Genomic DNA, 23857 nt, shown 5'->3' with positions numbered 1-23857 from the left:
CTCACCCTAACCCTCTCCCACGGGGAGAGGGAATAAAGATTAGAGTCCGAGGGCGTATTTCAGTGCCTGACGCTTCAGACCACCGGCACGTTCCGCTGCCATCAATCCAATATTGCGCAATATCCGCACCGGACCCACGTCATTGCTGAACCCGGCATAGAACAGATCCATCCCCGACTGCATAATGAAGTTATCCGCCATACGGCGCGTCTGGTAGCGCTTCAGTACCTCATGGCTGGCCCAGGCTTCCGCGTGGGCGCGAGCGTTACCCAGCACATCCAGTAACGCATCGACGTCACGGTATCCCAGGTTAACCCCCTGCCCCGCCAGCGGATGAATGGTGTGCGCCGCGTCTCCCACCAGGGCCAGCCCTTCACGGGCATACTGCAACGCATGGCGTCGCATCAGCGGGAATGCGCCAGCGGCAACCGGGGTCACGTTACCCAGACGGCGCGGGAAGTGCTGGCGGATTTCGCGCTGCAACTGTTCCATGGACAGCCCCTGCAAATGTCGAATACGCGCCGGTTTGTCGTACCACACCAGCGAAGCCCAGTTATCAAACAACGGTAAGAATGCATGCGGGCCGTTCGGCGTAAAATGCTGCCAGGTGCTTTCGCCCGGCGCGTTTTCTGACTGCACGGTGATCAGCATGCAGGATTGCTGATACTGCCAGGCATGGATCCCAATGCCTGCCATCTGCCTGACCTGCGAGTTCGCGCCATCCGCCCCCACCACCAGCTTTACGGCCAGCTCATCGTCGTTATCCAGCGTCAGGAGATATCCACCTTCATGACGATGCAGGGCTTTCAGCGAGTCCGGAACGCGCAGCGTCACCTTCGGGTGCGCCTCCAGCGCCTGCCAGAGCGCCTGCTGGAGCACGTTGTTTTCCACCATATAGCCCAGACGCGGCAGTTTCAGCTCGGCGGCGTCAAACGAGACGTGAGCATTTTCCCACTCCCAGGTTTCAAGACGGCTGTAGGGGTGCGCGCGCATCGCCAGCACCGCCTCCCAGACGCCCAGCCCGCGAAGCAGATCAACAGAGGACGCGCTGATGGCGGAAAGACGCACGTCCGGTTGGCTGGAAGGATCGAATACCGGCGGAGCCGCCTGTTCAATAACGGTTACGTCAAATCCCTGCTGCGCCAGCCCCAGCGCCAGTGCGCCGCCGACCATACCGCCGCCAACAACGGCAACTTCGGTGTTCAGGAGTGTCATGGTCACTATTCCTTATTGGAGAATACCTTAAGTTTACCGGATTTTTGCGGCCCTGAGGTTGACAACCTTCATACTGGTCACAACCGCACCAAAGCATTACAATACGCGGCTTGCAATCCTGAGCTGAGCAAGTCGATGACTAAAAAACTCCATATAAAAACCTGGGGCTGTCAGATGAACGAATACGATTCATCGAAGATGGCCGATCTGCTGGATACCACCCACGGATACCAGCTGACTGAAAATGCGAAAGAAGCCGATGTGCTGCTGCTGAACACCTGTTCAATTCGTGAAAAAGCACAGGAAAAAGTCTTTCATGTGTTAGGCCGCTGGAAGCTTCTCAAACGGAAAAATCCGGACCTGATCATTGGCGTGGGTGGCTGCGTCGCATCGCAGGAAGGTAAGCTGATCCGCCAGAGAGCCCCCTATGTGGATATCGTTTTTGGCCCTCAGACCCTTCACCGCCTGCCAGAGATGATTAATCAGGTTCGCGGCAGCCGTAGCCCGGTGGTTGACGTGAGTTTCCCGGAGATCGAGAAATTTGACCGTCTGCCAGAGCCGCGCGCTGATGGCCCGACCGCCTTCGTCTCCATCATGGAAGGCTGCAACAAATACTGTACTTACTGCGTGGTACCTTACACCCGTGGTGAAGAAGTGAGCCGCCCGGCAGACGATATCCTGTTTGAAATCGCGCAGCTTGCCGCGCAGGGCGTTCGCGAAGTGAACCTGCTGGGCCAGAATGTGAACGCCTGGCGCGGGGAAAACTACGACGGCACCACCGGCAGCTTTGCTGAACTGCTGCGTCTGGTGGCGGCGATTGACGGCATTGACCGCATTCGCTTTACCACCAGCCATCCGATGGAATTTACCGACGACATTATTGACGTCTATCGCGATACGCCAGAGCTGGTGAGCTTCCTGCACCTGCCGATCCAGTGCGGCTCTGACCGCGTGCTGAACCTGATGGGTCGTCCACATACGGTGCTGGAGTATAAGTCCACCATCCGCAAGCTGCGTGAAGCGCGCCCGGATATCCAGATTAGCTCCGACTTTATCGTCGGCTTCCCTGGCGAAACCGCTGATGACTTCGAGCGCACCATGAAGCTCATCGGCGAGGTGAATTTCGACGTCAGCTACAGCTTCATCTTCTCAGCACGCCCGGGCACCCCAGCGGCCGATATGGTTGACGATGTGCCGGAAGAAGAGAAAAAGCAGCGTCTGTATATTTTGCAGGAGCGTATCAACCAGCAGGCCAACGCCTGGAGCCGTCGTATGCTCGGCACTGTCCAGCGTATTCTGGTGGAAGGCACTTCCCGTAAGAGCATCATGGAACTGTCTGGTCGAACCGAAAATAACCGCGTGGTGAATTTTGAAGGCACCCCGGACATGATTGGTAAGTTTGTGGACGTCGAGATTGTCGAAGTGCTCACGAACTCGCTGCGCGGGAAGGTGGTACGCACTGAGGACGAAATGGGTCTGCGTATTGCACAGACTCCGGAATACGTTATCTCTCGCACCCGTAAAGTCAACGATTCTGGCGTAGGTATTTACCAGCCCTGATCCCTCTGGCCTGCCTGTCCGGCAGGCCTTGTATTTCCTCTCATCACCCCCAATATCTACCGCAACGCTTGCGCCTTTATTCTATGGCGTGAATAATTTCGGTAATGACCGTTTTATTACGCCGTGTGGCCACAGGTCAGTTAACCAAATAAAGAGGAACCGTTTGAACATAGATACGCGTGAAATTAGCCTTGAGCCCGCAGACAACGCTCGCCTGCTGAGCCTGTGCGGGCCGTTTGATGACAACATCAAACAACTGGAGCGACGTCTGGGTATCGAAATCAATCGTCGCGATAACCATTTCAAACTCACCGGACGCCCAATCTGCGTCAACGCCGCGGCAGATATTCTCCGCAGCCTGTATGTTGATACCGCCCCGATGCGCGGTGAGATCCAGGATATTGAACCTGAACAGATCCACCTGGCCATCAAAGAGGCGCGCGTGCTTGAGCAGAGCGCGGAAAGCGTGCCGGACTATGGCAAAGCCATCAACATTAAAACCAAACGCGGCGTGATTAAGCCTCGTACCCCGAACCAGGCACAGTACATCGCCAACATTCTCGACCATGACATCACCTTTGGCGTGGGTCCGGCGGGTACGGGTAAAACCTATCTGGCCGTTGCTGCTGCTGTCGATGCGCTTGAGCGTCAGGAGATCCGCCGTATCCTGCTGACCCGCCCTGCTGTAGAAGCCGGTGAGAAACTCGGCTTCCTGCCGGGCGATTTAAGTCAGAAAGTGGACCCCTACCTGCGCCCGCTGTACGACGCGCTGTTCGAAATGCTCGGCTTCGAGAAAGTTGAAAAGCTCATCGAGCGTAACGTGATTGAAGTGGCTCCGCTGGCCTACATGCGTGGGCGTACACTTAACGACGCGTTCATCATTCTGGATGAGAGCCAGAACACCACCATTGAACAGATGAAGATGTTCCTGACGCGTATTGGCTTTAACTCGAAAGCGGTTATTACCGGTGACGTCACCCAGATTGACCTGCCGCGTAACACCAAATCGGGTCTGCGTCACGCCATCGAAGTGCTGGCCGAGGTAGACGAAATCAGCTTTAACTTCTTCCACAGTGAAGATGTGGTACGCCACCCGGTGGTCGCGCGTATCGTTAACGCTTATGAGGCCTGGGAAGAGGCAGATCAGAAGCGCAGGGCCGAGCTGGCCGCAGAACGTAAGCGCGAAGCGCAGGAGCATGAACAGAAATGAGTCAGGTGATCCTCGATTTACAGCTGGCCTGTGAAGATAATTCCGGCATGCCAGAAGAGGCACAGTTTCAGAAATGGCTGGATGCCGTTATCCCCCAGTTTCAGGAAGAATCAGAGGTCACGATTCGCCTGGTGGATGAAGCAGAAAGCCATGAGCTCAACCTGACCTATCGCGGGAAAGATAAGCCGACCAATGTGCTCTCTTTCCCGTTCGAAGCCCCTCCGGGCATTGAGATGCCGCTGCTGGGCGATCTGATCATCTGCCGTCAGGTGGTTGAGCAGGAAGCCAAAGAGCAGCAAAAGCCGCTGGAAGCGCACTGGGCACACATGGTGGTGCACGGTAGCCTGCATCTTCTGGGTTACGACCATATTGAAGATGACGAAGCGGAAGAGATGGAATCCCTCGAGACAGAGATAATGCTTGCTCTGGGCTATGAGGATCCGTACATTGCCGAGAAAGAATAGTCAGTCACTGACTACCATGCCGCCGCGCAGGGACATAGCGCGGCGGTTAACGTTGAACTAACAAGAGAACCCTTAACAAACGCCATGAGCGACGACAATTCACACAGTAGCGACACGACAACCACTAAAAAGGGATTTTTCTCCCTCATCCTGAACCAGCTTTTCCACGGCGAACCGAAAAACCGTGATGAACTGCTGGAGCTGATTCGTGATTCCGGGCAGAACGACCTTATCGACGAAGATACGCGCGAAATGCTCGAAGGGGTGATGGACATCGCCGACCAGCGCGTCCGCGACATCATGATCCCCCGCTCGCAGATGATTACCCTGAAACGCAACCAGACGCTGGACGAGTGCCTCGATGTGATTATCGAATCGGCTCACTCACGTTTCCCGGTCATCAGCGAAGACAAAGATCACATCGAAGGGATTTTGATGGCGAAAGATCTGCTGCCGTTTATGCGCAGCGATGCCGAAGCCTTCAGTATGGAAAAAGTGTTACGCCCGGCCGTGGTTGTGCCGGAAAGTAAGCGTGTGGATCGGATGCTGAAGGAGTTTCGCTCCCAGCGCTATCACATGGCGATTGTTATTGATGAATTTGGTGGCGTTTCCGGTCTGGTCACAATCGAAGACATCCTTGAGCTGATCGTGGGCGAAATCGAAGATGAGTATGACGAAGAAGAGGATATCGACTTCCGTCAGCTGAGCCGCCACACCTGGACCGTGCGCGCGCTGGCCTCCATTGAAGACTTCAATGACACCTTTGGCACCAGCTTCAGCGATGAAGAAGTGGACACCATTGGTGGTCTGGTGATGCAGGCCTTCGGCCATCTTCCGGCCCGCGGTGAAACCGTTGACATCGATGGTTACCAGTTCAAGGTCGCAATGGCTGACAGCCGACGTATTATTCAGGTTCATGTCAGAATGCCGGACGACTCACCGGTGCCAAAACTGGAAGATTAATGTAAATGGCATTTGCCCCACTCTTTGAACGCCAGCGCGTCCGTTTGCTGCTGGCGCTGTTACTCGGAGCCAGCGGTACGCTGGCTTTTTCTCCTTACGATATCTGGCCAGCCGCTATTCTCTCCCTGATGGGGCTACAGGGTCTTACCCTGAATCGTCGTCCGGTACAGGCCGCGGCCATAGGCTACTTCTGGGGGCTGGGGCTGTTTGGCTCTGGTATCAACTGGGTCTACGTCAGTATCGCGCAATTTGGCGGAATGCCGGGGCCGGTTAACGTCTTCCTGGTTGTGCTGCTCGCCGCCTATCTTTCGCTCTACACTGGCCTGTTCGCCGGTATTCTATCTCGTCTGTGGCCTAAAACGACCTGGCTGCGCGTCGCGATAGCGGCTCCCGTTGTCTGGCAAATCACCGAATTTCTGCGCGGCTGGGTACTGACCGGCTTCCCGTGGTTGCAGTTCGGCTATAGCCAGGTGGACGGCCCGCTGAAAGGTCTGGCTCCCGTCATGGGCGTGGAGGCGATTAACTTCCTGCTCATGGCGGTCAGCGGCCTGCTGGTGCTGGCTCTGGTGACACGTAACTGGAAGCCGCTGGTTGCCGCGTTAATCCTGTTTGCCCTGCCTTTCCCACTGCGTTATATCCAGTGGTTCACGCTGGAGCCCGCGCGCGCCACGCAGGTATCGTTGATACAGGGCGATATCCCGCAGTCATTGAAATGGGATGAGAATCAGCTGCTGAACACGCTGAAAATCTACGCCAACGCCACTGAAAAGGTGATGGGCAAATCGCAGCTCATCATCTGGCCTGAGTCTGCGATCCCGGATCTGGAGATCAATCAGCAGCCCTTCCTGAAGATGATGGACGATCTGCTGCGCGCGCGCGGCAGTACGCTGATTACCGGAATTGTGGATGCGCGTCTCAATCAGCAGAACCGCTATGACACGTACAACACGATCATTACGCTCGGTAAGGACAGCGAATACAGCTATACCTCCACCAATCGTTACAACAAAAATCACCTTGTACCGTTTGGCGAGTTTGTTCCGCTGGAGTCTATTCTGCGCCCACTGGCACCGTTCTTTGACCTGCCGATGTCCTCATTCAGCCGGGGCCCTTACGTTCAGCCGCAGCTGCATGCGCACGGGTTTGCCCTGACGGCCGCTATTTGCTACGAGATTATCCTCGGCGAGCAGGTGCGCGATAACTTCCGCCCGGACACCGACTATCTGCTGACCATCTCAAACGATGCGTGGTTCGGTAAATCGATCGGCCCGTGGCAGCACTTCCAGATGGCACGAATGCGTTCTCTGGAGCTGGCACGTCCGCTGTTGCGCAGCACCAATAACGGCATCACCGCCGTGATTGGTCCGCAGGGTGAAATCCAGGCCATGATCCCGCAGTTCACCCGTGAGGTGCTGACCACGAAAGTGACGCCAGCTACGGGCCTTACGCCTTATGCGCGCACCGGGAACTGGCCGCTGTGGATCCTGACCACGCTGTTCGGTTTTGCCGCCGTAGTGATGAGCCTGCGTCAGCGTCGTAGATAACCTGGCCTTCTGTTGCCGGGTGGCGGCTACGCCTTACCCGGCCTACTCTCCGGCGCAGCCGCCACCCGACAATTTCCTCCTAAACTTCAATTCTGGCACGCCTGTTGCTTTGTTTAATTACGCAAACGCTGTCTGGCTTAACGTGCAACCTTGTCGCACCAGCATGGATCTCCGGTAGCACCGAAACGGTGCAACGAGAGATTATTGCCTCTGAATGGTGCGGCGCGCTTCGCAAAAATAAACAATAACGCAGCAAAATCTTTACATTAAGCCAGACTAAATGTTAACAAGCTTGCATAACACTGCACTCGCATTGCGCGAGATATAACAACATCACAATGGGTATCAAAGCGTCACTGGCGCTGATAAGAAAGGAGTTGGGTATGCAATTACGTAAACTGGCCACAGCAATGCTGGTTATGGGAATGTCTGCGGGCATCGTTCACGCTGAAGACGCTCCGGCAGCAGGAAGCACTCTCGACAAGATTGCCAAAAACGGCGTGATCGTGGTCGGCCACCGTGAATCTTCTGTCCCGTTCTCTTACTACGACAACACGCAAAAAGTCGTGGGCTATTCACAGGATTACTCCAACGCCATCGTTGAAGCCGTGAAGAAAAAGCTGAACAAACCTGACCTGCAAGTGAAGCTGATCCCCATCACTTCACAGAACCGTATTCCTCTGCTGCAAAACGGCACATTTGATTTTGAATGTGGCTCAACCACCAACAACCTTGAGCGTCAGAAACAGGCCGCTTTCTCGGACACTATCTTCGTTGTAGGCACCCGCCTGCTGACGAAGAAAGGCGGCGATATCAAAGATTTTGCTGACCTGAAAGGCAAAGCGGTTGTCGTGACCTCCGGTACCACGTCCGAAGTGCTGCTGCACAAGCTGAACGACGAGAAGAAAATGGACATGCGCATCATCAGCGCGAAAGATCACGGCGACTCCTTCCGTACCCTGGAAAGCGGTCGTGCCGTTGCGTTTATGATGGATGACGCTCTGCTGGCAGGCGAGCGCGCCAAGGCGAAGAAACCAGACAACTGGGAAATCGTCGGGACTGCGCAGTCGAAAGAAGCTTACGGCTGTATGCTGCGTAAAGGCGATGAAGGCTTCAAAAAGCTGATCGATGACACCATCGCTCAGGCGCAAACCTCTGGCGAAGCGGCAAAATGGTTCGACAAATGGTTCAAGAACCCAATTCCACCAAAAAACCTGAACATGAACTTTGAACTGTCTGACGACATGAAAGCGCTGTTCAAATCACCAAACGACAAAGCTCTTAACTAACTAGAACGACAGGGGCGGGATCTCCTGCCCTCTCGATTGTCGGGAAGCATGGACAGACTATACGTTGAGTGGTCGTTCCCCACTCAGCGCAAAAATTGAGCTTCTCACCAATCTTCGAGGGTAGCGCTGCTACCCTCTTTTTTCTGGAGTTTACTATGTCAATTGACTGGAACTGGGGCATCTTTCTGCAACAAGCCCCGTTCGGCAACACCACCTATCTCGGCTGGCTGTGGAGCGGCTTTCAGGTTACCGTTGCGTTATCGATAACGGCGTGGATTATCGCGTTTCTTGTCGGTTCGCTGTTCGGTATTCTGCGTACCGTCCCTAACCGTTTTCTCTCTTCGATTGGCACGCTCTATGTGGAACTGTTCCGTAACGTTCCGCTGATCGTGCAGTTCTTTACCTGGTATCTGGTGATCCCGGAACTGCTGCCGGAAGATCTCGGCATGTGGTTCAAGGCCGAGCTGGATCCTAACGTACAATTCTTTGTCTCCTCCATGCTGTGTCTGGGACTGTTCACCGCTGCGCGCGTCTGCGAGCAGGTGCGTGCCGCCATACAGTCACTGCCACGCGGACAAAAGAATGCGGCACTGGCGATGGGCCTGACCCTGCCACAAGCTTACCGTTACGTACTGCTGCCTAACGCTTACCGCGTCATCGTTCCGCCGATGACCTCCGAGATGATGAACCTGGTAAAAAACTCGGCCATCGCCTCAACCATTGGTCTGGTAGATATGGCGGCGCAGGCGGGCAAACTGCTGGATTACTCCGCTCACGCATGGGAATCCTTCACGGCAATCACGCTCGCCTATGTTCTGATTAACGCTTTCATCATGCTGGTGATGAACCTGGTTGAACGCAAAGTACGCCTGCCGGGCAATCTGGGGGGCAAATAATGTACGAATTTGACTGGAGTTCCATTGTTCCCTCCATGCCTTATCTGCTGGATGGACTGGCGATCACCTTAAAGATCACCGTAATCGCCATTATCGTCGGTATTGTCTGGGGCACCCTGCTGGCAGTGATGCGCCTGTCGAGCTTTAAGCCGCTCGCCTGGTTTGCTACGGCTTACGTTAACGTGTTCCGCTCCATTCCACTGGTCATGGTGCTGTTGTGGTTTTACCTGATTGTTCCCGGCTTTTTACAGAACGTGCTGGGACTGTCGCCGAAAACCGATATCCGCCTGATCTCTGCCATGGTGGCATTCTCTATGTTTGAAGCCGCCTACTACTCCGAGATCATCCGCGCAGGTATTCAGAGTATCTCGCGCGGGCAGTCCAGCGCTGCGCTGGCGCTCGGTATGACGCACTGGCAGTCCATGAAGCTTATTATTCTGCCACAGGCGTTTCGCGCCATGGTTCCGCTGCTGCTGACGCAGGGCATCGTCCTGTTCCAGGATACCTCCCTGGTCTACGTGCTGAGCCTGGCAGACTTCTTCCGTACCGCCTCCACCATTGGCGAACGTGACGGAACGCAGGTTGAGATGATCCTCTTCGCGGGCGGGGTCTATTTTGTGATTAGTTTAAGCGCATCGCTGTTGGTCAGCTGGCTGAAGAAAAGGACCGTATAATGATTTCCCTGAAAAATGTTTCTAAATGGTATGGGCACTTTCAGGTGCTGACCGACTGCTCAACAGAAGTGAAAAAAGGCGATGTGGTGGTGGTATGCGGCCCGTCCGGCTCCGGTAAGTCGACGCTTATCAAAACCGTTAATGGGCTGGAACCTGTCCAGCAGGGCGAGATTGTCGTTAACGGCACCAAAGTGAATGACCGCAAAACCAACCTTGCCCAGCTTCGCTCCCACGTTGGGATGGTGTTCCAGCATTTTGAGCTGTTCCCTCACCTCTCCATCATTGAGAACCTGACGCTGGCGCAGGTGAAAGTGCTGAAGCGCGACAAAAAAGCGGCGCGTGAAAAGGGACTGAAGTTGCTGGAACGCGTCGGGCTGTCTGCACATGCGGATAAGTTCCCTGCGCAGCTTTCAGGTGGCCAACAGCAGCGCGTGGCAATCGCGCGTGCGCTGTGCATGGATCCGGTGGCGATGCTGTTTGATGAGCCGACGTCCGCGCTCGATCCTGAGATGATCAACGAAGTGCTGGACGTTATGGTGGAACTGGCGCACGAAGGGATGACCATGATGGTGGTGACGCACGAAATGGGCTTCGCCCGTAAAGTGGCCAACCGTGTGATCTTCATGGATGAAGGGAAAATTGTTGAAGACTCACCGAAAGAAGAGTTCTTCGCAAATCCTAAATCTGAACGTGCAAAAGACTTCCTCGCTAAAATCCTGCATTAATCTTTTTAGTGCGCAATCTGTGGATTGCGCACTGCTTCACGCTTTAGATCTCTTTTTCTATTCGGCGTCACATCGCAGCGTTAACCTTGTCACAAATAATGCTAAGAATGGAGAACGCCATGGCACAGCCTATTATTCTCGACTGCGATCCGGGTCATGATGACGCGATCGCACTCGTCCTTGCTCTTGCCTCCCCTGAACTGGACGTAAAAGCTGTCACCTCCTCTGCAGGGAACCAGACGCCGGATAAAACCCTGCGAAACGTGTTGCGCATGTTAACGCTGCTAAAACGCACCGATATTCCGGTCGCAGGTGGCGCCATTAAGCCGCTAATGCGCGAGCTGATCATTGCGGATAACGTTCACGGTGAAAGTGGGCTGGATGGCCCGGCGCTGCCGGAGCCGGGTTTCGCACCACAAAACTGTACTGCCGTCGAGCTCATGGCGAAAGTTCTGCGTGAAAGCGCAGAGCCCGTGACGCTGGTGGCGACCGGCCCACAGACCAACGTAGCGCTGCTGCTGAACAGCCATCCTGAACTGCACAGCAATATCGCCCGTATCGTCATCATGGGCGGGGCAATGGGGCTGGGGAACTGGACGCCAGCCGCGGAGTTCAACATCTTTGTTGACCCGGAAGCCGCGGAAATCGTCTTCCAGTCGGGCCTGCCGATTGTTATGGCGGGGCTGGACGTTACCCACCGCGCACAAATTATGGCGCAGGACATCGAACGATTTCGTACTGTGGGTAACCCGGTTGCAACAACCGTGGCAGAGCTGCTCGATTTCTTTATGGAGTATCACAAAGCCGAGAAGTGGGGATTCCACGGCGCCCCGCTGCATGACCCATGCACCATCGCCTGGCTACTGAAGCCGGAAATGTTTACCACGGTCGAGCGTTGGGTTGGTGTGGAAACACAGGGGAAATATACCCAGGGAATGACGGTGGTGGACTATTACTCGCTGACGGGAAACAAGCCGAATACCACGGTAGTGGTGGATATCGATCGGGAAGCGTTTGTGGATTTGCTGGCGGAGCGGCTGGCTTATTATTCTGCGGCCTGATGCCCTCACCCCGCCCCTCTCCCACAGGGAGAGGGTGCAAACAGTTTTGCTTTTACCTACGGCTCAAATGGCCGACGCTGGAACTGGTCGTGCCCGCACTTCGGACACAGCGGCAGCACCTCAGGCGTATAAACGGCGATATGGTGGTGGCACTTCTCACACACCAGGTTCCCCAACCCCACTACTTCGCCGCTGTGATAGACACCGTGGTGGTTTAAATCCTGGAATACCTCGCGCCACTCCAGCTGAGTTTTATCGGTAATATCCGCCAGCTCCTGCCACAGGCTCTCTTTAATTACCCGCATAAAAACACTGTCGGCGATTTCGTCCTGGCTCTCTTCATAGCTTCGCGCAAACTCTTCCAGGTCGCGGCGCACGGCGCGCGTCACCTCTTCCACTTCGGTTCGCGATAACTCACCCGTTTGCGTCACGCGTGCGCGTGCCTGTTCGACCAACGCGTCGATATCACGCTCGCCGTTACGTAGCCTTTCCGTCAGAGTCGCTACCAGTTCACGGTAAAATTGAGCAACCTTGTTCATCATTTTGCCTCCCGGGTAAGTAACTGTCTCTAATAATAGACCTTATTTCGTCGCCGCTTTGTCAGGTGAAGCACAGACCCGGTAAATTCCTGCAAAGTGCATTTGCGTGAAAGGCTGTTTTGACGCGGGCGTTTGGGCTATGCTATGCGGATCTGAATTACCACATCCATTGGCTACATTTGTAGCTGTATTGAACACAGGACCACTGGCTGCCATGCAAGAGCAATACCGCCCGGAAGAGATAGAATCAAAAGTCCAGCAACACTGGGACGAGAAGCGCACCTTTGAAGTAACCGAAGACGAGAGCAAAGAGAAGTATTACTGCCTGTCGATGCTTCCCTATCCTTCTGGTCGACTACACATGGGCCACGTGCGTAACTACACCATCGGTGACGTGATTGCACGCTACCAGCGTATGCTGGGCAAAAACGTACTTCAGCCTATCGGCTGGGATGCGTTCGGCCTGCCTGCTGAAGGCGCGGCGGTGAAAAACAACACGGCACCGGCTCCGTGGACGTACGACAACATCGCGTACATGAAAAACCAGCTGAAAATGCTGGGCTTTGGCTATGACTGGAGCCGCGAGCTGGCAACCTGTACCCCGGAATACTACCGCTGGGAGCAGAAGTTCTTCACCGAGCTGTATAAAAAAGGCCTGGTCTACAAGAAAACGTCCGCCGTTAACTGGTGCCCGAACGACCAGACCGTTCTCGCGAACGAGCAGGTTATCGATGGCTGCTGCTGGCGCTGTGACACCAAAGTAGAGCGTAAAGAGATCCCGCAGTGGTTTATCAAAATCACCGCCTACGCTGACGAACTGCTGAACGATCTGGATAATCTGGATCACTGGCCTGACACCGTTAAGACCATGCAGCGCAACTGGATCGGCCGTTCCGAAGGTGTGGAAATTACCTTTAACGTAGAAAACTACGACCAGACGCTGACCGTCTACACCACCCGTCCGGACACCTTCATGGGCGCGACCTACCTGGCCGTGGCCGCAGGTCACCCGCTGGCGCAAAAAGCGGCGGAAAACAATCCGGAGCTGGCGACCTTTATCGACGAATGCCGCAACACGAAAGTGGCCGAAGCCGACATGGCGACGATGGAGAAAAAAGGCGTTGATACCGGCTTCAAAGCGATCCACCCGCTGACGGGCGAAGCGATACCTGTCTGGGCCGCCAACTTCGTACTGATGGAATACGGCACAGGCGCCGTGATGGCCGTGCCGGGTCACGATCAGCGCGACTACGAATTTGCCACCAAATACGGCCTGACCATCAAGCCTGTTATTCTTGCTGCTGACGGCTCTGAACCCGATCTCTCTGAGCAAGCGCTGACTGAAAAAGGCACCCTGTTTAACTCCGGTGAGTTCAGCGGCCTGAGCTTCGAAGAGGGCTTCAACGCCATCGCCGACAAACTGGCCTCCCTGGGCGTGGGCGAGCGTAAAGTGAACTACCGTCTGCGCGACTGGGGCGTTTCCCGTCAGCGTTACTGGGGTGCGCCAATCCCAATGGTGACCCTGGAAGACGGCACCGTGATGCCAACGCCGGAAGATCAGCTGCCGGTGATCCTGCCGGAAGACGTGGTCATGGACGGCATCACCAGCCCGATCAAAGCCGATCCTGAGTGGGCAAAAACCACCGTCAACGGTCAGCCAGCGCTGCGTGAAACCGACACCTTTGACACCTTTATGGAATCCTCCTGGTACTATGCGCGCTACACCTGCCCGCAGTACAAAGAAGGCATGCTGGATTCCGATGCTGCAAACTACTGGCTGCCGGTAGACATCTATATCGGTGGCATTGAACACGCCATCATGCACCTGCTCTACTTCCGCTTCTTCCACAAACTGATGCGTGACGCAGGCCTGGTCAACTCCGACGAACCGGCAAAACAGCTGCTGTGTCAGGGTATGGTGCTGGCAGATGCGTTCTACTACGTTGGCGCGAACGGTGAACGTAACTGGGTTTCTCCGGTTGATGCGATTGTGGAGCGCGACGAGAAAGGCCGTATCGTGAAGGCGAAAGACGCCGAAGGTCATGAACTGGTTTATACCGGCATGAGCAAGATGTCCAAGTCTAAAAATAACGGTATCGACCCGCAGGTGATGGTTGAGCGTTACGGCGCTGACACCGTGCGTCTGTTCATGATGTTCGCCTCCCCGGCAGATATGACGCTGGAATGGCAGGAATCCGGCGTTGAAGGGGCAAACCGCTTCCTGAAACGCGTCTGGAAACTGGTTTACGAGCACACCTCACAAGGTGATGCGCCAGCGCTGAACGTGGCTGCACTGAGCGAAGATCAGCAGGCGCTGCGTCGTGATGTTCATAAAACCATTGCGAAAGTCACCGATGATATTGGTCGTCGTCAGACCTTCAATACCGCAATTGCGGCTATTATGGAACTGATGAACAAGCTGGCAAAAGCCCCGCAGGACGGCGAGCAGGATCGCGCGTTAATGCGCGAAGCGCTGCTGGCGGTCGTTCGCATGCTGAACCCGTTCACGCCGCACGTTAGCTTCACCCTGTGGCAGGAGCTGAAAGGCGAAGGGGATATCGACAACGCGCCGTGGCCAGTGGCGGATGAATCCGCTATGGTGGAAAACACCACGCTGGTTGTGGTGCAGGTTAACGGTAAAGTGCGCGGTAAAATTACCGTCGCGGTCGACGCAACCGAAGAACAGGTTCGCGAGCGCGCAGGCCAGGAGCATCTGGTCGCGAAATACCTTGAGGGCGTTACCGTACGTAAAGTGATCTACGTACCCGGTAAACTGCTGAATCTGGTCGTTGGCTAAGCGCGGGAGGAAACGTGCGACACCTGGCAACAATACTCTTATCTCTGGCGGTGCTGGTCACCGCTGGCTGCGGCTGGCACCTGCGCAATACCACGGCAGTGCCGGCTCAGATGAAAACAATGATCTTCGACTCATCCGATCCGAATGGACCGCTGAGCCGGGCCATTCGTAACCAGCTGCGTTTGAACGATGTTGAGCTGATCGAGAAGGGAACCCTGCGTCAGGATGTTCCTTCGCTCCGCGTCCTGAAATCAACGCTGTCACAAGACACGGCATCGATCTTCCAGGATGGACGAACCGCGGAATATCAAATGGTGCTTACCGTTGATGCGGCCGTTTTAATGCCAGGTAAAGATATTTACCCTATCAATACCAAAGTCTACCGCTCGTTCTTCGATAACCCGCAGACGGCCCTGGCAAAAGACGCCGAACAGCAGATTATCATCAAGGAAATGTATGATAAGGCCGCGGAGCAACTGATCCGCAGACTGCCTGCCATTGCCGCGTCGACGAAAAAAGGCGCTGACGTTATCGAAACACCGGATGCCAGCACGCCGGATATGCCAACGTCGCTGGGTAACTGATGATCAGGTTGTATCCTGAACAACTCCGCGCGCAGCTCAACGAAGGGCTGCGCGCGGCCTATCTGCTACTCGGCAATGACCCCCTGTTACTTCAGGAAAGCCTTGATGCGGTTCGCCATGCGGCAGCCGCGCAGGGTTTCGATGAGCATCATACGTTCCAGATCGATAACAGTACCGACTGGAACGCTATCTTCTCGCTTTGTCAGGCCATGAGCCTGTTTGCCTCTCGTCAGACAATCCAGATCGTGCTGCCAGAGAATGGTCCTAACGCGGCCATCAATGAACAGCTGACCATGCTGGTGAGTTTATTACACGGCGATCTGCTGCTTATCGTACGCGGTAACAAGTTCACGAAAGCGCAGGAAAACGCGGCCTGGTTTACCCAGCTTGCCACCAATGCGGTACTGGTTACCTGCCAGACGCCAGAACAGGCGCATCTGCCAAAATGGGTTGCCGCGCGCGCAAAGCTGCACAATCTGCAACTGGATGATGCCGCCAGCCAGCTCCTTTGCTATTGCTATGAAGGCAACCTTCTGGCACTGGCGCAGGCGCTGGACAGGCTCGCCCTACTGTGGCCCGATGGCAAGCTGACGCTACCGCGCGTGGAACAGGCGGTGAATGATGCCGCGCACTTTACTCCCTTCCACTGGGTTGATGCGCTGCTGTCGGCGAAAAGTAAGCGAGCCCTGCACATACTGCAACAGCTGCGCCTGGAAGGGAGTGAGCCGATCATTCTGCTCCGCACGCTCCAGCGCGAATTACTGCTGCTGAACAACCTTAAACGTCAGTCGGCACATACGCCCCTGCGCGCCTTATTCGATAAACATCGCGTCTGGCAGAACCGTCGGGCGATGACCACGGAGGCGATAAACCGCCTGAGCCAGGAGCAGTTGCGTCAGGCAGTGCAACTTCTGATGCGCGCCGAACTGACGTTAAAACAGGACTACGGCCAGTCTGTCTGGGCGGAGCTGGAGAGCCTCTCTTTGCTGCTCTGCCATAAGGCGCTGGCAGACGTATTTATCGATGGGTGATATGCATTCTTTACAGGCAATGTATGGCGGGACCTTCGACCCGGTACACTATGGGCATCTTAAACCGGTAGAAATCCTCGCGAATTTGATTGGGTTGCAGCGGGTAATCATCATGCCCAACAATGTTCCTCCGCATCGTCCTCAGCCAGAAGCAACCAGCGAGCAGCGCAAAGCGATGCTCGCGCTGGCTATCGCAGATAAGCCTCTCTTCACGCTGGATGAGCGCGAATTGCGCAGGGATACCCCTTCCTGGACATCGCAAACGCTGCGGGAGTGGCGCGCTGAGCAGGGGCCTATGCAACCGCTGGCGTTTATCATCGGCCAGGATTCCTTGCTCAACTTTCCCAGCTGGTACCAGTACGAAACCATTCTGGAAAACAGTCATCTGCTGGTCTGCCGCCGTCCGGGCTACCCGTTGACCATGCGCGACGCGCAGCATCAGCAGTGGCTTGACGCGCATCTGACGGACAATATAGAAGACCTGCACAGTCTACCCGCCGGGAAAATTTACCTCGCTGAAACGCCGTGGTTTGATATTTCCGCGACCCTCATCCGCGAGCGTCTCCAGCAGGGTTTAGACTGTGACGATCTCCTGCCCTCGCCCGTGCTGGCCTATATCCACGCACACGGTTTGTATCAGAAAAGTACAGATGCCTGATCATCACCGGCGAAATTGTCTGTTAATGTTTATCCTGCCTTGACAGGCTAAGCCATACTGATATCCTCCGCTGCCAGACTTTCCCGCCGATCGCTGCTTTACAGAAATTGTTTTACAAAAATGGCGATGCAATCTCAGGCGGAGGGTGGGATGATACCCGCCTTCAAAAGCCGGGCGGTGACATTTGTCCCGCGACTGGCGTCAGTTCAGGTATACTGACTGGCCACGAATTCATAGTTGTACAATCTCATTCACCCAGGGGGAAAACTTGCAGGGTAAAGCACTCCAGGATTTTGTTATCGACAAAATTGATGACCTGAAAGGTCAGGACATCATCGCTATCGACGTTAAGGGTAAATCCAGCATCACCGACTGCATGATCATCTGCACCGGGACCTCAACTCGTCACGTTGTTTCGATTGCTGACCATGTTGTTCAGGAATCGCGCGCGGCAGGGCTGCTTCCGCTGGGCGTTGAAGGTGAAGCGACCGCTGACTGGGTGGTTGTCGATCTCGGCGATGTGATTGTCCACGTCATGCAGGAAGAGAGCCGTCGCCTGTATGAGCTGGAAAAACTCTGGGGTTAATGCGTGAAGTTGCAACTGGTCGCCGTCGGCACCAAAATGCCGGACTGGGTACAAACCGGTTTTACTGAGTATCTGCGTCGTTTCCCAAAAGATATGCCGTTCGAACTGGTGGAGATCCCAGCAGGAAAGCGCGGCAAGAACGCAGATATCAAACGTATTCTCGATAAAGAGGGAGAGCTGATGCTGGCTGCCGCAGGCAAAAACCGCATCGTGACCCTCGATATCCCGGGAAAACCCTGGGATACGCCGCAGCTGGCGCACGAACTGGAGCGCTGGAAGCAGGATGGTCGTGATGTCAGTCTGTTGATTGGCGGACCAGAGGGGTTATCTCCCGCCTGCAAAGCGGCAGCAGAACAAAGTTGGTCACTCTCGGCGCTGACGTTGCCCCACCCGCTTGTGCGGGTTCTCGTGGCAGAAAGTTTGTATCGCGCATGGAGCATCACTACCAACCACCCTTATCACCGCGAGTAATGACAGACCAGGGTAATTTAAGCAGCGGATGAAACTACAGAATTCTTTTCGCGACTATACGGCTGAGTCCGCGCTGTTTGTGCGCCGGGCGCTGGTCGCCTTTACGGGGATTTTGCTGCTTACCGGCGTGCTGATCGCCAACCTCTATAATCTGCAAATTGTCCGCTATACCGATTACCAGACCCGCTCAAACGAAAACCGTATCAAGCTGGTGCCCATCGCGCCCAGCCGCGGCATTATCTACGATCGTAACGGCACCCCGCTGGCGCTAAACCGCAACATCTACCAGATAGAGATGATGCCAGAGAAAGTGGATAACGTGCAGGATACGCTGAACGCGCTGAGAAGCGTTGTCGACCTGACTGATGACGACATCGCTGCGTTCAAAAAAGAGCGCGCACGTTCTCACCGCTTCACCTCTATTCCGGTAAAAACCAACCTGACGGAAGTGCAGGTCGCCCGTTTTGCCGTTAACCAGTACCGTTTCCCCGGTGTGGAAGTCAAAGGCTATAAACGCCGCTACTATCCTTACGGCTCCGCGCTGACGCACGTCATTGGCTACGTCTCCAAAATTAACGATAAAGACGTCGAACGCCTTGATAAAGACGGCAAGCTGGCTAACTACGCCGCAACCCATGATATCGGCAAGCTTGGGATTGAACGTTATTACGAAGATGTCCTGCACGGTCAGACCGGGTATGAAGAGGTTGAAGTTAACAACCGTGGCCGCGTGATCCGTCAGCTCAAAGAGGTTCCCCCACAGGCGGGACATGACGTTTATCTGACGCTCGACCTGAAGCTACAGCAGTATATCGAAACGCTGCTGGCGGGTAGCCGGGCCGCCGTAATCGTGACCGACCCGCGTACCGGCGGTATTCTGGCGATGGTTTCTATGCCAAGCTACGATCCGAACCTCTTCGTGGATGGCATCTCCAGCAAGGATTACTCCGGCCTGCTCAACGATCCAAACACCCCGCTGGTGAACCGCGCCACGCAGGGGGTTTATCCTCCAGCCTCAACGGTAAAACCGTATGTCGCCGTTTCTGCGCTGAGCGCGGGCGTCATTACCCGTAATACCAGTCTGTTTGACCCTGGCTGGTGGCAGTTACCTGGCTCTGAAAAACGCTACCGTGACTGGAAAAAATGGGGTCACGGCCATCTGAACGTGACCAAATCACTGGAGGAGTCGGCGGATACCTTCTTCTATCAGGTCGCCTACGACATGGGTATTGATCGTCTGTCTGAATGGATGAGCAAATTCGGCTACGGACATTACACCGGTATAGATTTGGCGGAAGAACGTTCCGGCAACATGCCAACCCGCGAATGGAAGCTGAAGCGCTTTAAAAAACCCTGGTATCAGGGTGATACCATTCCGGTGGGGATCGGCCAGGGCTACTGGACGGCAACGCCGCTGCAAATGAACAAGGCGATGATGATCCTCATCAACGATGGCGTTGTGAAAGTACCGCACCTGCTGCAAAGCACCGTAGAAGACGGCAAAAAAGTGCCATGGATACAGCCGCACGAGCCGCCGGTGGGTGACATTCATTCCGGGTACTGGGAAATCGCCAAAGACGGGATGTATGGCGTAGCCAACCGCCCTAACGGGACGGCGCACAAATATTTCGCTGGCGCACCGTATAAGGTTGCCGCGAAATCAGGTACGGCTCAGGTCTTCGGTCTGAAAGCGAATGAAACCTATAACGCACATAAAATTGCTGAACGTCTGCGTGACCACAAGCTCATGACGGCGTTTGCCCCTTATGATAACCCGCAAGTTGCGGTGGCGATGATTCTTGAGAACGGCGGCGCAGGCCCGGCGGTGGGTACCATCATGCGTCAAATCCTCGACCACATCATGCTGGGTGATAACAACACCGAACTGCCAGCTGAAAACCCGGCAGCCGCTGCGGCGGAGGACCAATAATCATGACGGATAATCCGAATAAAAAATCGCTGTGGGACAAGATCCACATCGACCCTGCCATGCTGCTGATCCTGCTGGCTCTGCTGGTGTACAGCGCCCTCGTTATCTGGAGCGCCAGCGGCCAGGATATCGGCATGATGGAGCGTAAAGTTGGCCAGATCGCCATGGGTCTGGTCATTATGGTGGTGATGGCGCAAATACCACCGCGCGTGTATGAGGGCTGGGCGCCCTATCTCTATATTTTCTGTATCATTTTGCTGGTGGCAGTAGATGCGTTCGGTGCTATCTCGAAGGGGGCGCAACGCTGGCTGGATCTGGGGATTGTCCGCTTCCAGCCGTCAGAAATCGCCAAAATCGCCGTTCCGCTGATGGTGGCGCGCTTCATTAACCGCGACGTCTGCCCGCCGTCGTTGAAGAATACCGCCATTGCGCTGGTGCTAATTTTCCTGCCGACGCTGCTCGTGGCCGCACAGCCTGACCTCGGTACCTCGATTCTCATCGCCCTCTCCGGCCTGTTCGTCCTGTTCCTGTCAGGCCTGAGCTGGCGTCTGATCGGCATCGCGGTGGTCCTGCTGGCTGCCTTTATTCCTATTCTCTGGTTCTTCCTGATGCATGATTACCAGCGCCAGCGCGTGATGATGCTGCTCGATCCCGAGACCGATCCGCTGGGCGCAGGCTATCATATTATTCAGTCGAAGATTGCGATTGGCTCCGGCGGCCTGCGCGGAAAAGGCTGGCTGCACGGGACACAGTCGCAGCTCGAATTTTTACCGGAACGCCACACCGACTTTATCTTTGCCGTTCTGGCTGAGGAGTTAGGGCTGGTTGGCATTCTGGTGCTGCTTGCACTCTACGTGCTGTTGATCATGCGTGGGCTCTACATTGCCGCACGCGCGCAGACCACCTTTGGCCGGGTTATGGCGGGTGGATTAATGTTGATTTTGTTCGTTTATGTCTTCGTAAATATTGGTATGGTGAGTGGTATTCTGCCGGTTGTTGGCGTACCGCTGCCGCTGGTGAGTTACGGGGGCTCGGCACTGATCGTGTTGATGGCCGGGTTTGGTATCGTCATGTCGATCCATACCCACAGGAAAATGTTGTCCAAAAGCGTATAAAAATAAGGGGATCGCAATGCGTAAGCAGTGGCTGGGGATCTGCATCGCAGCAAGTTTACTTGCCGCCTGTACAAGTGATGATGGTCAGCAACAGGCAACCGTCGCGCCGCCGCAGCCTGCGGTCTGTAATGGTCCGATTGTTGAAATTAGCGGTGCCGATCCCGTTTATGAACCGCTGAACGCCAGCGTGAATCAGGATTATCAGCGCGACGGTAAAAGCTATAAAATCGTTCAGGATCCTTCCCGTTTCAGCCAGGCCGGCTTTGCTGCCATCTATGACGCTGAGCCAGGCAGCAATCTGACCGCGTCAGGTGAAACCTTCGATCCGATGCAGATCACGGCGGCACACCCGACACTGCCTATTCCAAGCTATGCGCGCATCACTAACCTGGCGAATGGCCGGATGATCGTGGTACGTATCAACGATCGTGGCCCTTACGGCAACGATCGCGTGATCTCCCTGTCACGCGCGGCAGCCGACCGTCTGAATACCTCAAATAATACAAAAGTGCGTATCGACCCGATTATCGTGGCGCAGGATGGTTCGCTGTCTGGCCCGGGCACGGCCTGTACCACGGTCGCGAAACAGACCTACGCCCTGCCCGCACGCCCGGATCTAAGCGGTGGTATGGGGGGCGCTTCAATGCCAGCAGAGCCCGCGCAGCCGCAGGGTGAAGTGCACGCCATCAGCAACGATACGCTACAAAGTGAAGATGCGACAGGCGCCCCGGTGAAAAGCAGTGGTTTCCTTGGTGCACCCACCACGTTAGCGCCGGGCGTGATTGAATCAAATGAACCTGCCCCAGCGCCTGCGCCCGTTGTTGCTGCACCCGCTACACAACCCGCCCCGGTGACCGCACCGGCTGCTACGCAGACTGCGGCGCCTGCGACGGCGAGCGGCAGCTACGTGGTTCAGGTTGGCGCCGTCAGCGATCGGGCCCGTGCAGAGCAGTATCAGCAGCGTTTAAGCCAGCAGTTTGGCGTGCCAGGCCGCGTTGAGCAAAACGGTGCGGTATGGCGTATCCAGATGGGTCCGTTTGCCAGCAAATCGCAGGCAGCGTCCCTGCAACAGCGTTTGCAGAGCGAGGCGCAGCTCCAGTCGTTTATCGCTGTTGCGAAGTAATTAATTGGTGGTATCCGAAATGTCAGTTTGTGTAAACCACGTTAACACTCTCATGATGAAAGTCGGATGCCTGCCCGTATAGCATTTGCTATAGTAAGGCACTTTTTTTAATTCCATCACGGATGTCGTAGTTCTGACCATGAAGACCACTTTTTCTGCTCGTTTTGTGCAGCGCATGGCGCTGACCACGGCCCTTTGCGCTGCTGCGTTCTCCGCAGCTCACGCGGATGACCTGAACATCAAGACCATGATCCCTGGCGTTCCGCAGATCGACGCGGAATCCTACATCCTGATTGATTACAACTCCGGCAAAGTTCTGGCAGAACAGAACGCCGATGCCCGCCGCGATCCGGCCAGCCTGACCAAAATGATGACCAGCTATGTTATCGGCCAGGCCATGAAAGCGGGTAAATTTAAAGAAACCGATCTGGTGACTATCGGTAACGATGCGTGGGCAACCGGCAACCCGGTGTTCAAAGGTTCATCGCTGATGTTCCTGAAGCCAGGCATGCAGGTTCCGGTCTCTCAGCTTATCCGTGGCATCAACTTGCAGTCCGGTAACGACGCCTGCGTGGCAATGGCCGATTTTGCAGCGGGCAGCCAGGACGCGTTTGTGGGCCTGATGAACAGCTACGTCTCTGCGCTGGGCCTGAAAAACAGCCACTTCCAGACCGTTCACGGCCTGGACGCCGAAGGTCAGTACAGCTCCGCGCGTGACATGGCGCTGATCGGTCAGGCGCTGATCCGCGATGTGCCAAACGAGTACTCTATCTACAAAGAGAAAGAGTTCACCTTCAACGGCATTCGTCAGACCAACCGTAACGGCCTGCTGTGGGACAATAGCCTGAACGTCGACGGCATCAAAACTGGTCACACCGACAAAGCCGGCTATAACCTGGTGGCTTCTGCCACTGAAGGCCAGATGCGTCTGATCTCTGCCGTGATGGGAGGCCGCACGTTTAAAGGACGCGAAACGGAAAGTAAAAAACTGCTGACCTGGGGCTTCCGCTTCTTCGAAACCGTGAATCCGCTGAAAGCCGGTAAAGAATTTGCCTCTGAACCTGTCTGGTTTGGCGATAACGACCGTGCTTCCCTGGGTGTGGACAAAGATCTCTATCTGACGATCCCACGCGGTCGTATGAAAGATCTGAAAGCCAGCTACGTGCTGAATACCACCGAGCTGCACGCCCCGCTGCAAAAGAATCAGGTCGTGGGTACTATCAACTTCCAGCTGGATGGCAAAACCATCGATCAGCGCCCGCTGGTGGTGCTGGAGGAAATTCCTGAAGGCAATTTCTTCGGCAAAATCATTGATTACATTAAGCTGATGTTCCATCACTGGTTTGGTTAAAAATTGAACACTTGAAAGTGTGATTTTGATCCCCATATACTACGTATCAGTAAAACTCCCGCCCCGTGGCG

22 protein-coding genes are annotated in these 23857 nt (G+C 55.3%); 20 read left to right on the top strand and 2 right to left on the bottom strand.

From position 1 onward, the window contains the following. Positions 1–39: 39 nt before the first annotated feature. On the bottom strand, positions 40–1215 hold the full coding sequence (ubiF, locus tag C3451_RS07930) for a 3-demethoxyubiquinol 3-hydroxylase (protein WP_124304284.1): 1176 nt from the start codon (positions 1213–1215) through the stop codon (positions 40–42). Positions 1216–1350: 135 nt separating this feature from the next. Here ubiF and miaB point away from each other — a divergent pair, with 135 nt between their 5' ends. The 10 genes from miaB (at position 1351) to rihA (ending at position 11601) form a co-directional block, all read left to right on the top strand. Continuing rightward, the gene (miaB, locus tag C3451_RS07925) at positions 1351–2775 is read left to right on the top strand and encodes a tRNA (N6-isopentenyl adenosine(37)-C2)-methylthiotransferase MiaB (protein ID WP_045621800.1); all 1425 of its coding nucleotides are present in this window, start codon (positions 1351–1353) and stop codon (positions 2773–2775) included. Positions 2776–2938: 163 nt separating this feature from the next. Then, the gene (locus C3451_RS07920; RefSeq protein ID WP_022647440.1) at positions 2939–3985 is read left to right on the top strand and encodes a PhoH family protein; all 1047 of its coding nucleotides are present in this window, start codon (positions 2939–2941) and stop codon (positions 3983–3985) included. Next, positions 3982–4449 (top strand): rRNA maturation RNase YbeY, encoded by a 468-nt coding sequence (ybeY, locus tag C3451_RS07915; RefSeq protein WP_003858677.1) that lies wholly within the window; start codon positions 3982–3984, stop codon positions 4447–4449. The genes C3451_RS07920 and ybeY overlap by 4 nt, the downstream gene beginning before the upstream one ends. An 84-nt stretch (positions 4450–4533) precedes the next feature. Further along, the gene (gene corC, locus C3451_RS07910; RefSeq protein WP_003858679.1) at positions 4534–5412 is read left to right on the top strand and encodes a CNNM family magnesium/cobalt transport protein CorC; all 879 of its coding nucleotides are present in this window, start codon (positions 4534–4536) and stop codon (positions 5410–5412) included. A gap of 5 nt (positions 5413–5417) precedes the next feature. Continuing rightward, the gene (gene lnt, locus C3451_RS07905; protein WP_022647439.1) at positions 5418–6956 is read left to right on the top strand and encodes an apolipoprotein N-acyltransferase; all 1539 of its coding nucleotides are present in this window, start codon (positions 5418–5420) and stop codon (positions 6954–6956) included. 383 nt (positions 6957–7339) lie between these two features. Then, positions 7340–8245, top strand: coding sequence for an amino acid ABC transporter substrate-binding protein (locus C3451_RS07900; RefSeq protein ID WP_022647438.1), 906 nt, complete (start codon positions 7340–7342; stop codon positions 8243–8245). A gap of 155 nt (positions 8246–8400) precedes the next feature. After that, complete coding sequence (gene gltJ / locus C3451_RS07895) at positions 8401–9141, top strand: glutamate/aspartate ABC transporter permease GltJ (RefSeq protein WP_015571133.1); 741 nt, start codon at positions 8401–8403, stop codon at positions 9139–9141. Next, positions 9141–9815, top strand: a complete 675-nt coding sequence (gene gltK, locus C3451_RS07890; RefSeq protein ID WP_022647437.1) for a glutamate/aspartate ABC transporter permease GltK — start codon at positions 9141–9143, stop codon at positions 9813–9815. Before gltJ ends, gltK begins: the two co-directional genes overlap by 1 nt. Further along, entirely contained in the window at positions 9815–10540 is a 726-nt protein-coding gene (locus C3451_RS07885) for an amino acid ABC transporter ATP-binding protein (RefSeq protein WP_006809622.1), read from the top strand. Before gltK ends, C3451_RS07885 begins: the two co-directional genes overlap by 1 nt. A 119-nt stretch (positions 10541–10659) precedes the next feature. Next, complete coding sequence (gene rihA, locus C3451_RS07880) at positions 10660–11601, top strand: pyrimidine-specific ribonucleoside hydrolase RihA (protein ID WP_045621804.1); 942 nt, start codon at positions 10660–10662, stop codon at positions 11599–11601. Between the two features lie 56 nt (positions 11602–11657). Here the strand turns inward: rihA and C3451_RS07875 are convergent, their stop codons facing one another. Further along, on the bottom strand, positions 11658–12140 hold the full coding sequence (locus C3451_RS07875; protein WP_045621827.1) for a zinc ribbon-containing protein: 483 nt from the start codon (positions 12138–12140) through the stop codon (positions 11658–11660). Positions 12141–12354: 214 nt separating this feature from the next. On the opposite strand from C3451_RS07875, the gene leuS reads away from it, so the two are divergent. From leuS to dacA, 10 genes are all read left to right on the top strand, one after another. Next, positions 12355–14937, top strand: a complete 2583-nt coding sequence (gene leuS, locus C3451_RS07870; protein ID WP_015571136.1) for a leucine--tRNA ligase — start codon at positions 12355–12357, stop codon at positions 14935–14937. A 14-nt stretch (positions 14938–14951) separates the two neighbouring features. Continuing rightward, entirely contained in the window at positions 14952–15521 is a 570-nt protein-coding gene (lptE, locus tag C3451_RS07865) for an LPS assembly lipoprotein LptE (protein WP_022647432.1), read from the top strand. Next, complete coding sequence (gene holA / locus C3451_RS07860; protein WP_023305689.1) at positions 15521–16552, top strand: DNA polymerase III subunit delta; 1032 nt, start codon at positions 15521–15523, stop codon at positions 16550–16552. The genes lptE and holA overlap by 1 nt, the downstream gene beginning before the upstream one ends. Next, positions 16545–17210 (top strand): nicotinate-nucleotide adenylyltransferase, encoded by a 666-nt coding sequence (gene nadD, locus C3451_RS07855; protein WP_023299589.1) that lies wholly within the window; start codon positions 16545–16547, stop codon positions 17208–17210. Before holA ends, nadD begins: the two co-directional genes overlap by 8 nt. Positions 17211–17478: 268 nt before the next feature. After that, entirely contained in the window at positions 17479–17796 is a 318-nt protein-coding gene (rsfS, locus tag C3451_RS07850) for a ribosome silencing factor (RefSeq protein ID WP_003858696.1), read from the top strand. Positions 17797–17799: 3 nt separating this feature from the next. Next, positions 17800–18267, top strand: a complete 468-nt coding sequence (rlmH, locus tag C3451_RS07845) for a 23S rRNA (pseudouridine(1915)-N(3))-methyltransferase RlmH (protein WP_003858701.1) — start codon at positions 17800–17802, stop codon at positions 18265–18267. Between the two features lie 28 nt (positions 18268–18295). Next, a complete protein-coding gene (gene mrdA / locus C3451_RS07840; RefSeq protein ID WP_124304283.1) occupies positions 18296–20197 on the top strand; it encodes a peptidoglycan DD-transpeptidase MrdA in 1902 nt (633 codons plus the stop codon). Between the two features lie 2 nt (positions 20198–20199). Beyond that, positions 20200–21312: a peptidoglycan glycosyltransferase MrdB gene (gene mrdB, locus C3451_RS07835; RefSeq protein WP_022647428.1), complete on the top strand. Its 1113-nt coding sequence runs from the start codon at positions 20200–20202 to the stop codon at positions 21310–21312. Positions 21313–21328: 16 nt separating this feature from the next. Further along, positions 21329–22435 (top strand): endolytic peptidoglycan transglycosylase RlpA, encoded by a 1107-nt coding sequence (gene rlpA / locus C3451_RS07830; RefSeq protein ID WP_023305687.1) that lies wholly within the window; start codon positions 21329–21331, stop codon positions 22433–22435. Positions 22436–22574: 139 nt separating this feature from the next. Continuing rightward, positions 22575–23786 (top strand): D-alanyl-D-alanine carboxypeptidase DacA, encoded by a 1212-nt coding sequence (gene dacA / locus C3451_RS07825; RefSeq protein WP_003858714.1) that lies wholly within the window; start codon positions 22575–22577, stop codon positions 23784–23786. Positions 23787–23857: the final 71 nt, after the last annotated feature.

It is taken from the genome of Enterobacter sp. 301B (genome assembly GCF_003850715.1).
Classification (GTDB): Bacteria; Pseudomonadota; Gammaproteobacteria; order Enterobacterales; family Enterobacteriaceae; genus Enterobacter; species Enterobacter intestinihominis.
The sequence above is the reverse complement of the archived record's forward strand: the minus strand, read 5'-3'. Positions and strand labels throughout refer to the sequence as shown.

Coding starts and splice junctions, on each gene's coding strand:
- gltJ (WP_015571133.1), top strand. CDS start 8,401: ATGTCAATTGACTGGAACTGGGGCATCTTTCTGCAACAAGCCCCGTTC.
- nadD (WP_023299589.1), top strand. CDS start 16,545: ATGGGTGATATGCATTCTTTACAGGCAATGTATGGCGGGACCTTCGAC.
- dacA (WP_003858714.1), top strand. CDS start 22,575: ATGAAGACCACTTTTTCTGCTCGTTTTGTGCAGCGCATGGCGCTGACC.
- C3451_RS07875 (WP_045621827.1), bottom strand. CDS start 12,140: ATGAACAAGGTTGCTCAATTTTACCGTGAACTGGTAGCGACTCTGACG.
- holA (WP_023305689.1), top strand. CDS start 15,521: ATGATCAGGTTGTATCCTGAACAACTCCGCGCGCAGCTCAACGAAGGG.
- mrdB (WP_022647428.1), top strand. CDS start 20,200: ATGACGGATAATCCGAATAAAAAATCGCTGTGGGACAAGATCCACATC.
- ybeY (WP_003858677.1), top strand. CDS start 3,982: ATGAGTCAGGTGATCCTCGATTTACAGCTGGCCTGTGAAGATAATTCC.
- mrdA (WP_124304283.1), top strand. CDS start 18,296: ATGAAACTACAGAATTCTTTTCGCGACTATACGGCTGAGTCCGCGCTG.
- rlpA (WP_023305687.1), top strand. CDS start 21,329: ATGCGTAAGCAGTGGCTGGGGATCTGCATCGCAGCAAGTTTACTTGCC.
- leuS (WP_015571136.1), top strand. CDS start 12,355: ATGCAAGAGCAATACCGCCCGGAAGAGATAGAATCAAAAGTCCAGCAA.
- lnt (WP_022647439.1), top strand. CDS start 5,418: ATGGCATTTGCCCCACTCTTTGAACGCCAGCGCGTCCGTTTGCTGCTG.
- C3451_RS07900 (WP_022647438.1), top strand. CDS start 7,340: ATGCAATTACGTAAACTGGCCACAGCAATGCTGGTTATGGGAATGTCT.
- corC (WP_003858679.1), top strand. CDS start 4,534: ATGAGCGACGACAATTCACACAGTAGCGACACGACAACCACTAAAAAG.
- gltK (WP_022647437.1), top strand. CDS start 9,141: ATGTACGAATTTGACTGGAGTTCCATTGTTCCCTCCATGCCTTATCTG.
- ubiF (WP_124304284.1), bottom strand. CDS start 1,215: ATGACACTCCTGAACACCGAAGTTGCCGTTGTTGGCGGCGGTATGGTC.
- rihA (WP_045621804.1), top strand. CDS start 10,660: ATGGCACAGCCTATTATTCTCGACTGCGATCCGGGTCATGATGACGCG.
- miaB (WP_045621800.1), top strand. CDS start 1,351: ATGACTAAAAAACTCCATATAAAAACCTGGGGCTGTCAGATGAACGAA.
- C3451_RS07885 (WP_006809622.1), top strand. CDS start 9,815: ATGATTTCCCTGAAAAATGTTTCTAAATGGTATGGGCACTTTCAGGTG.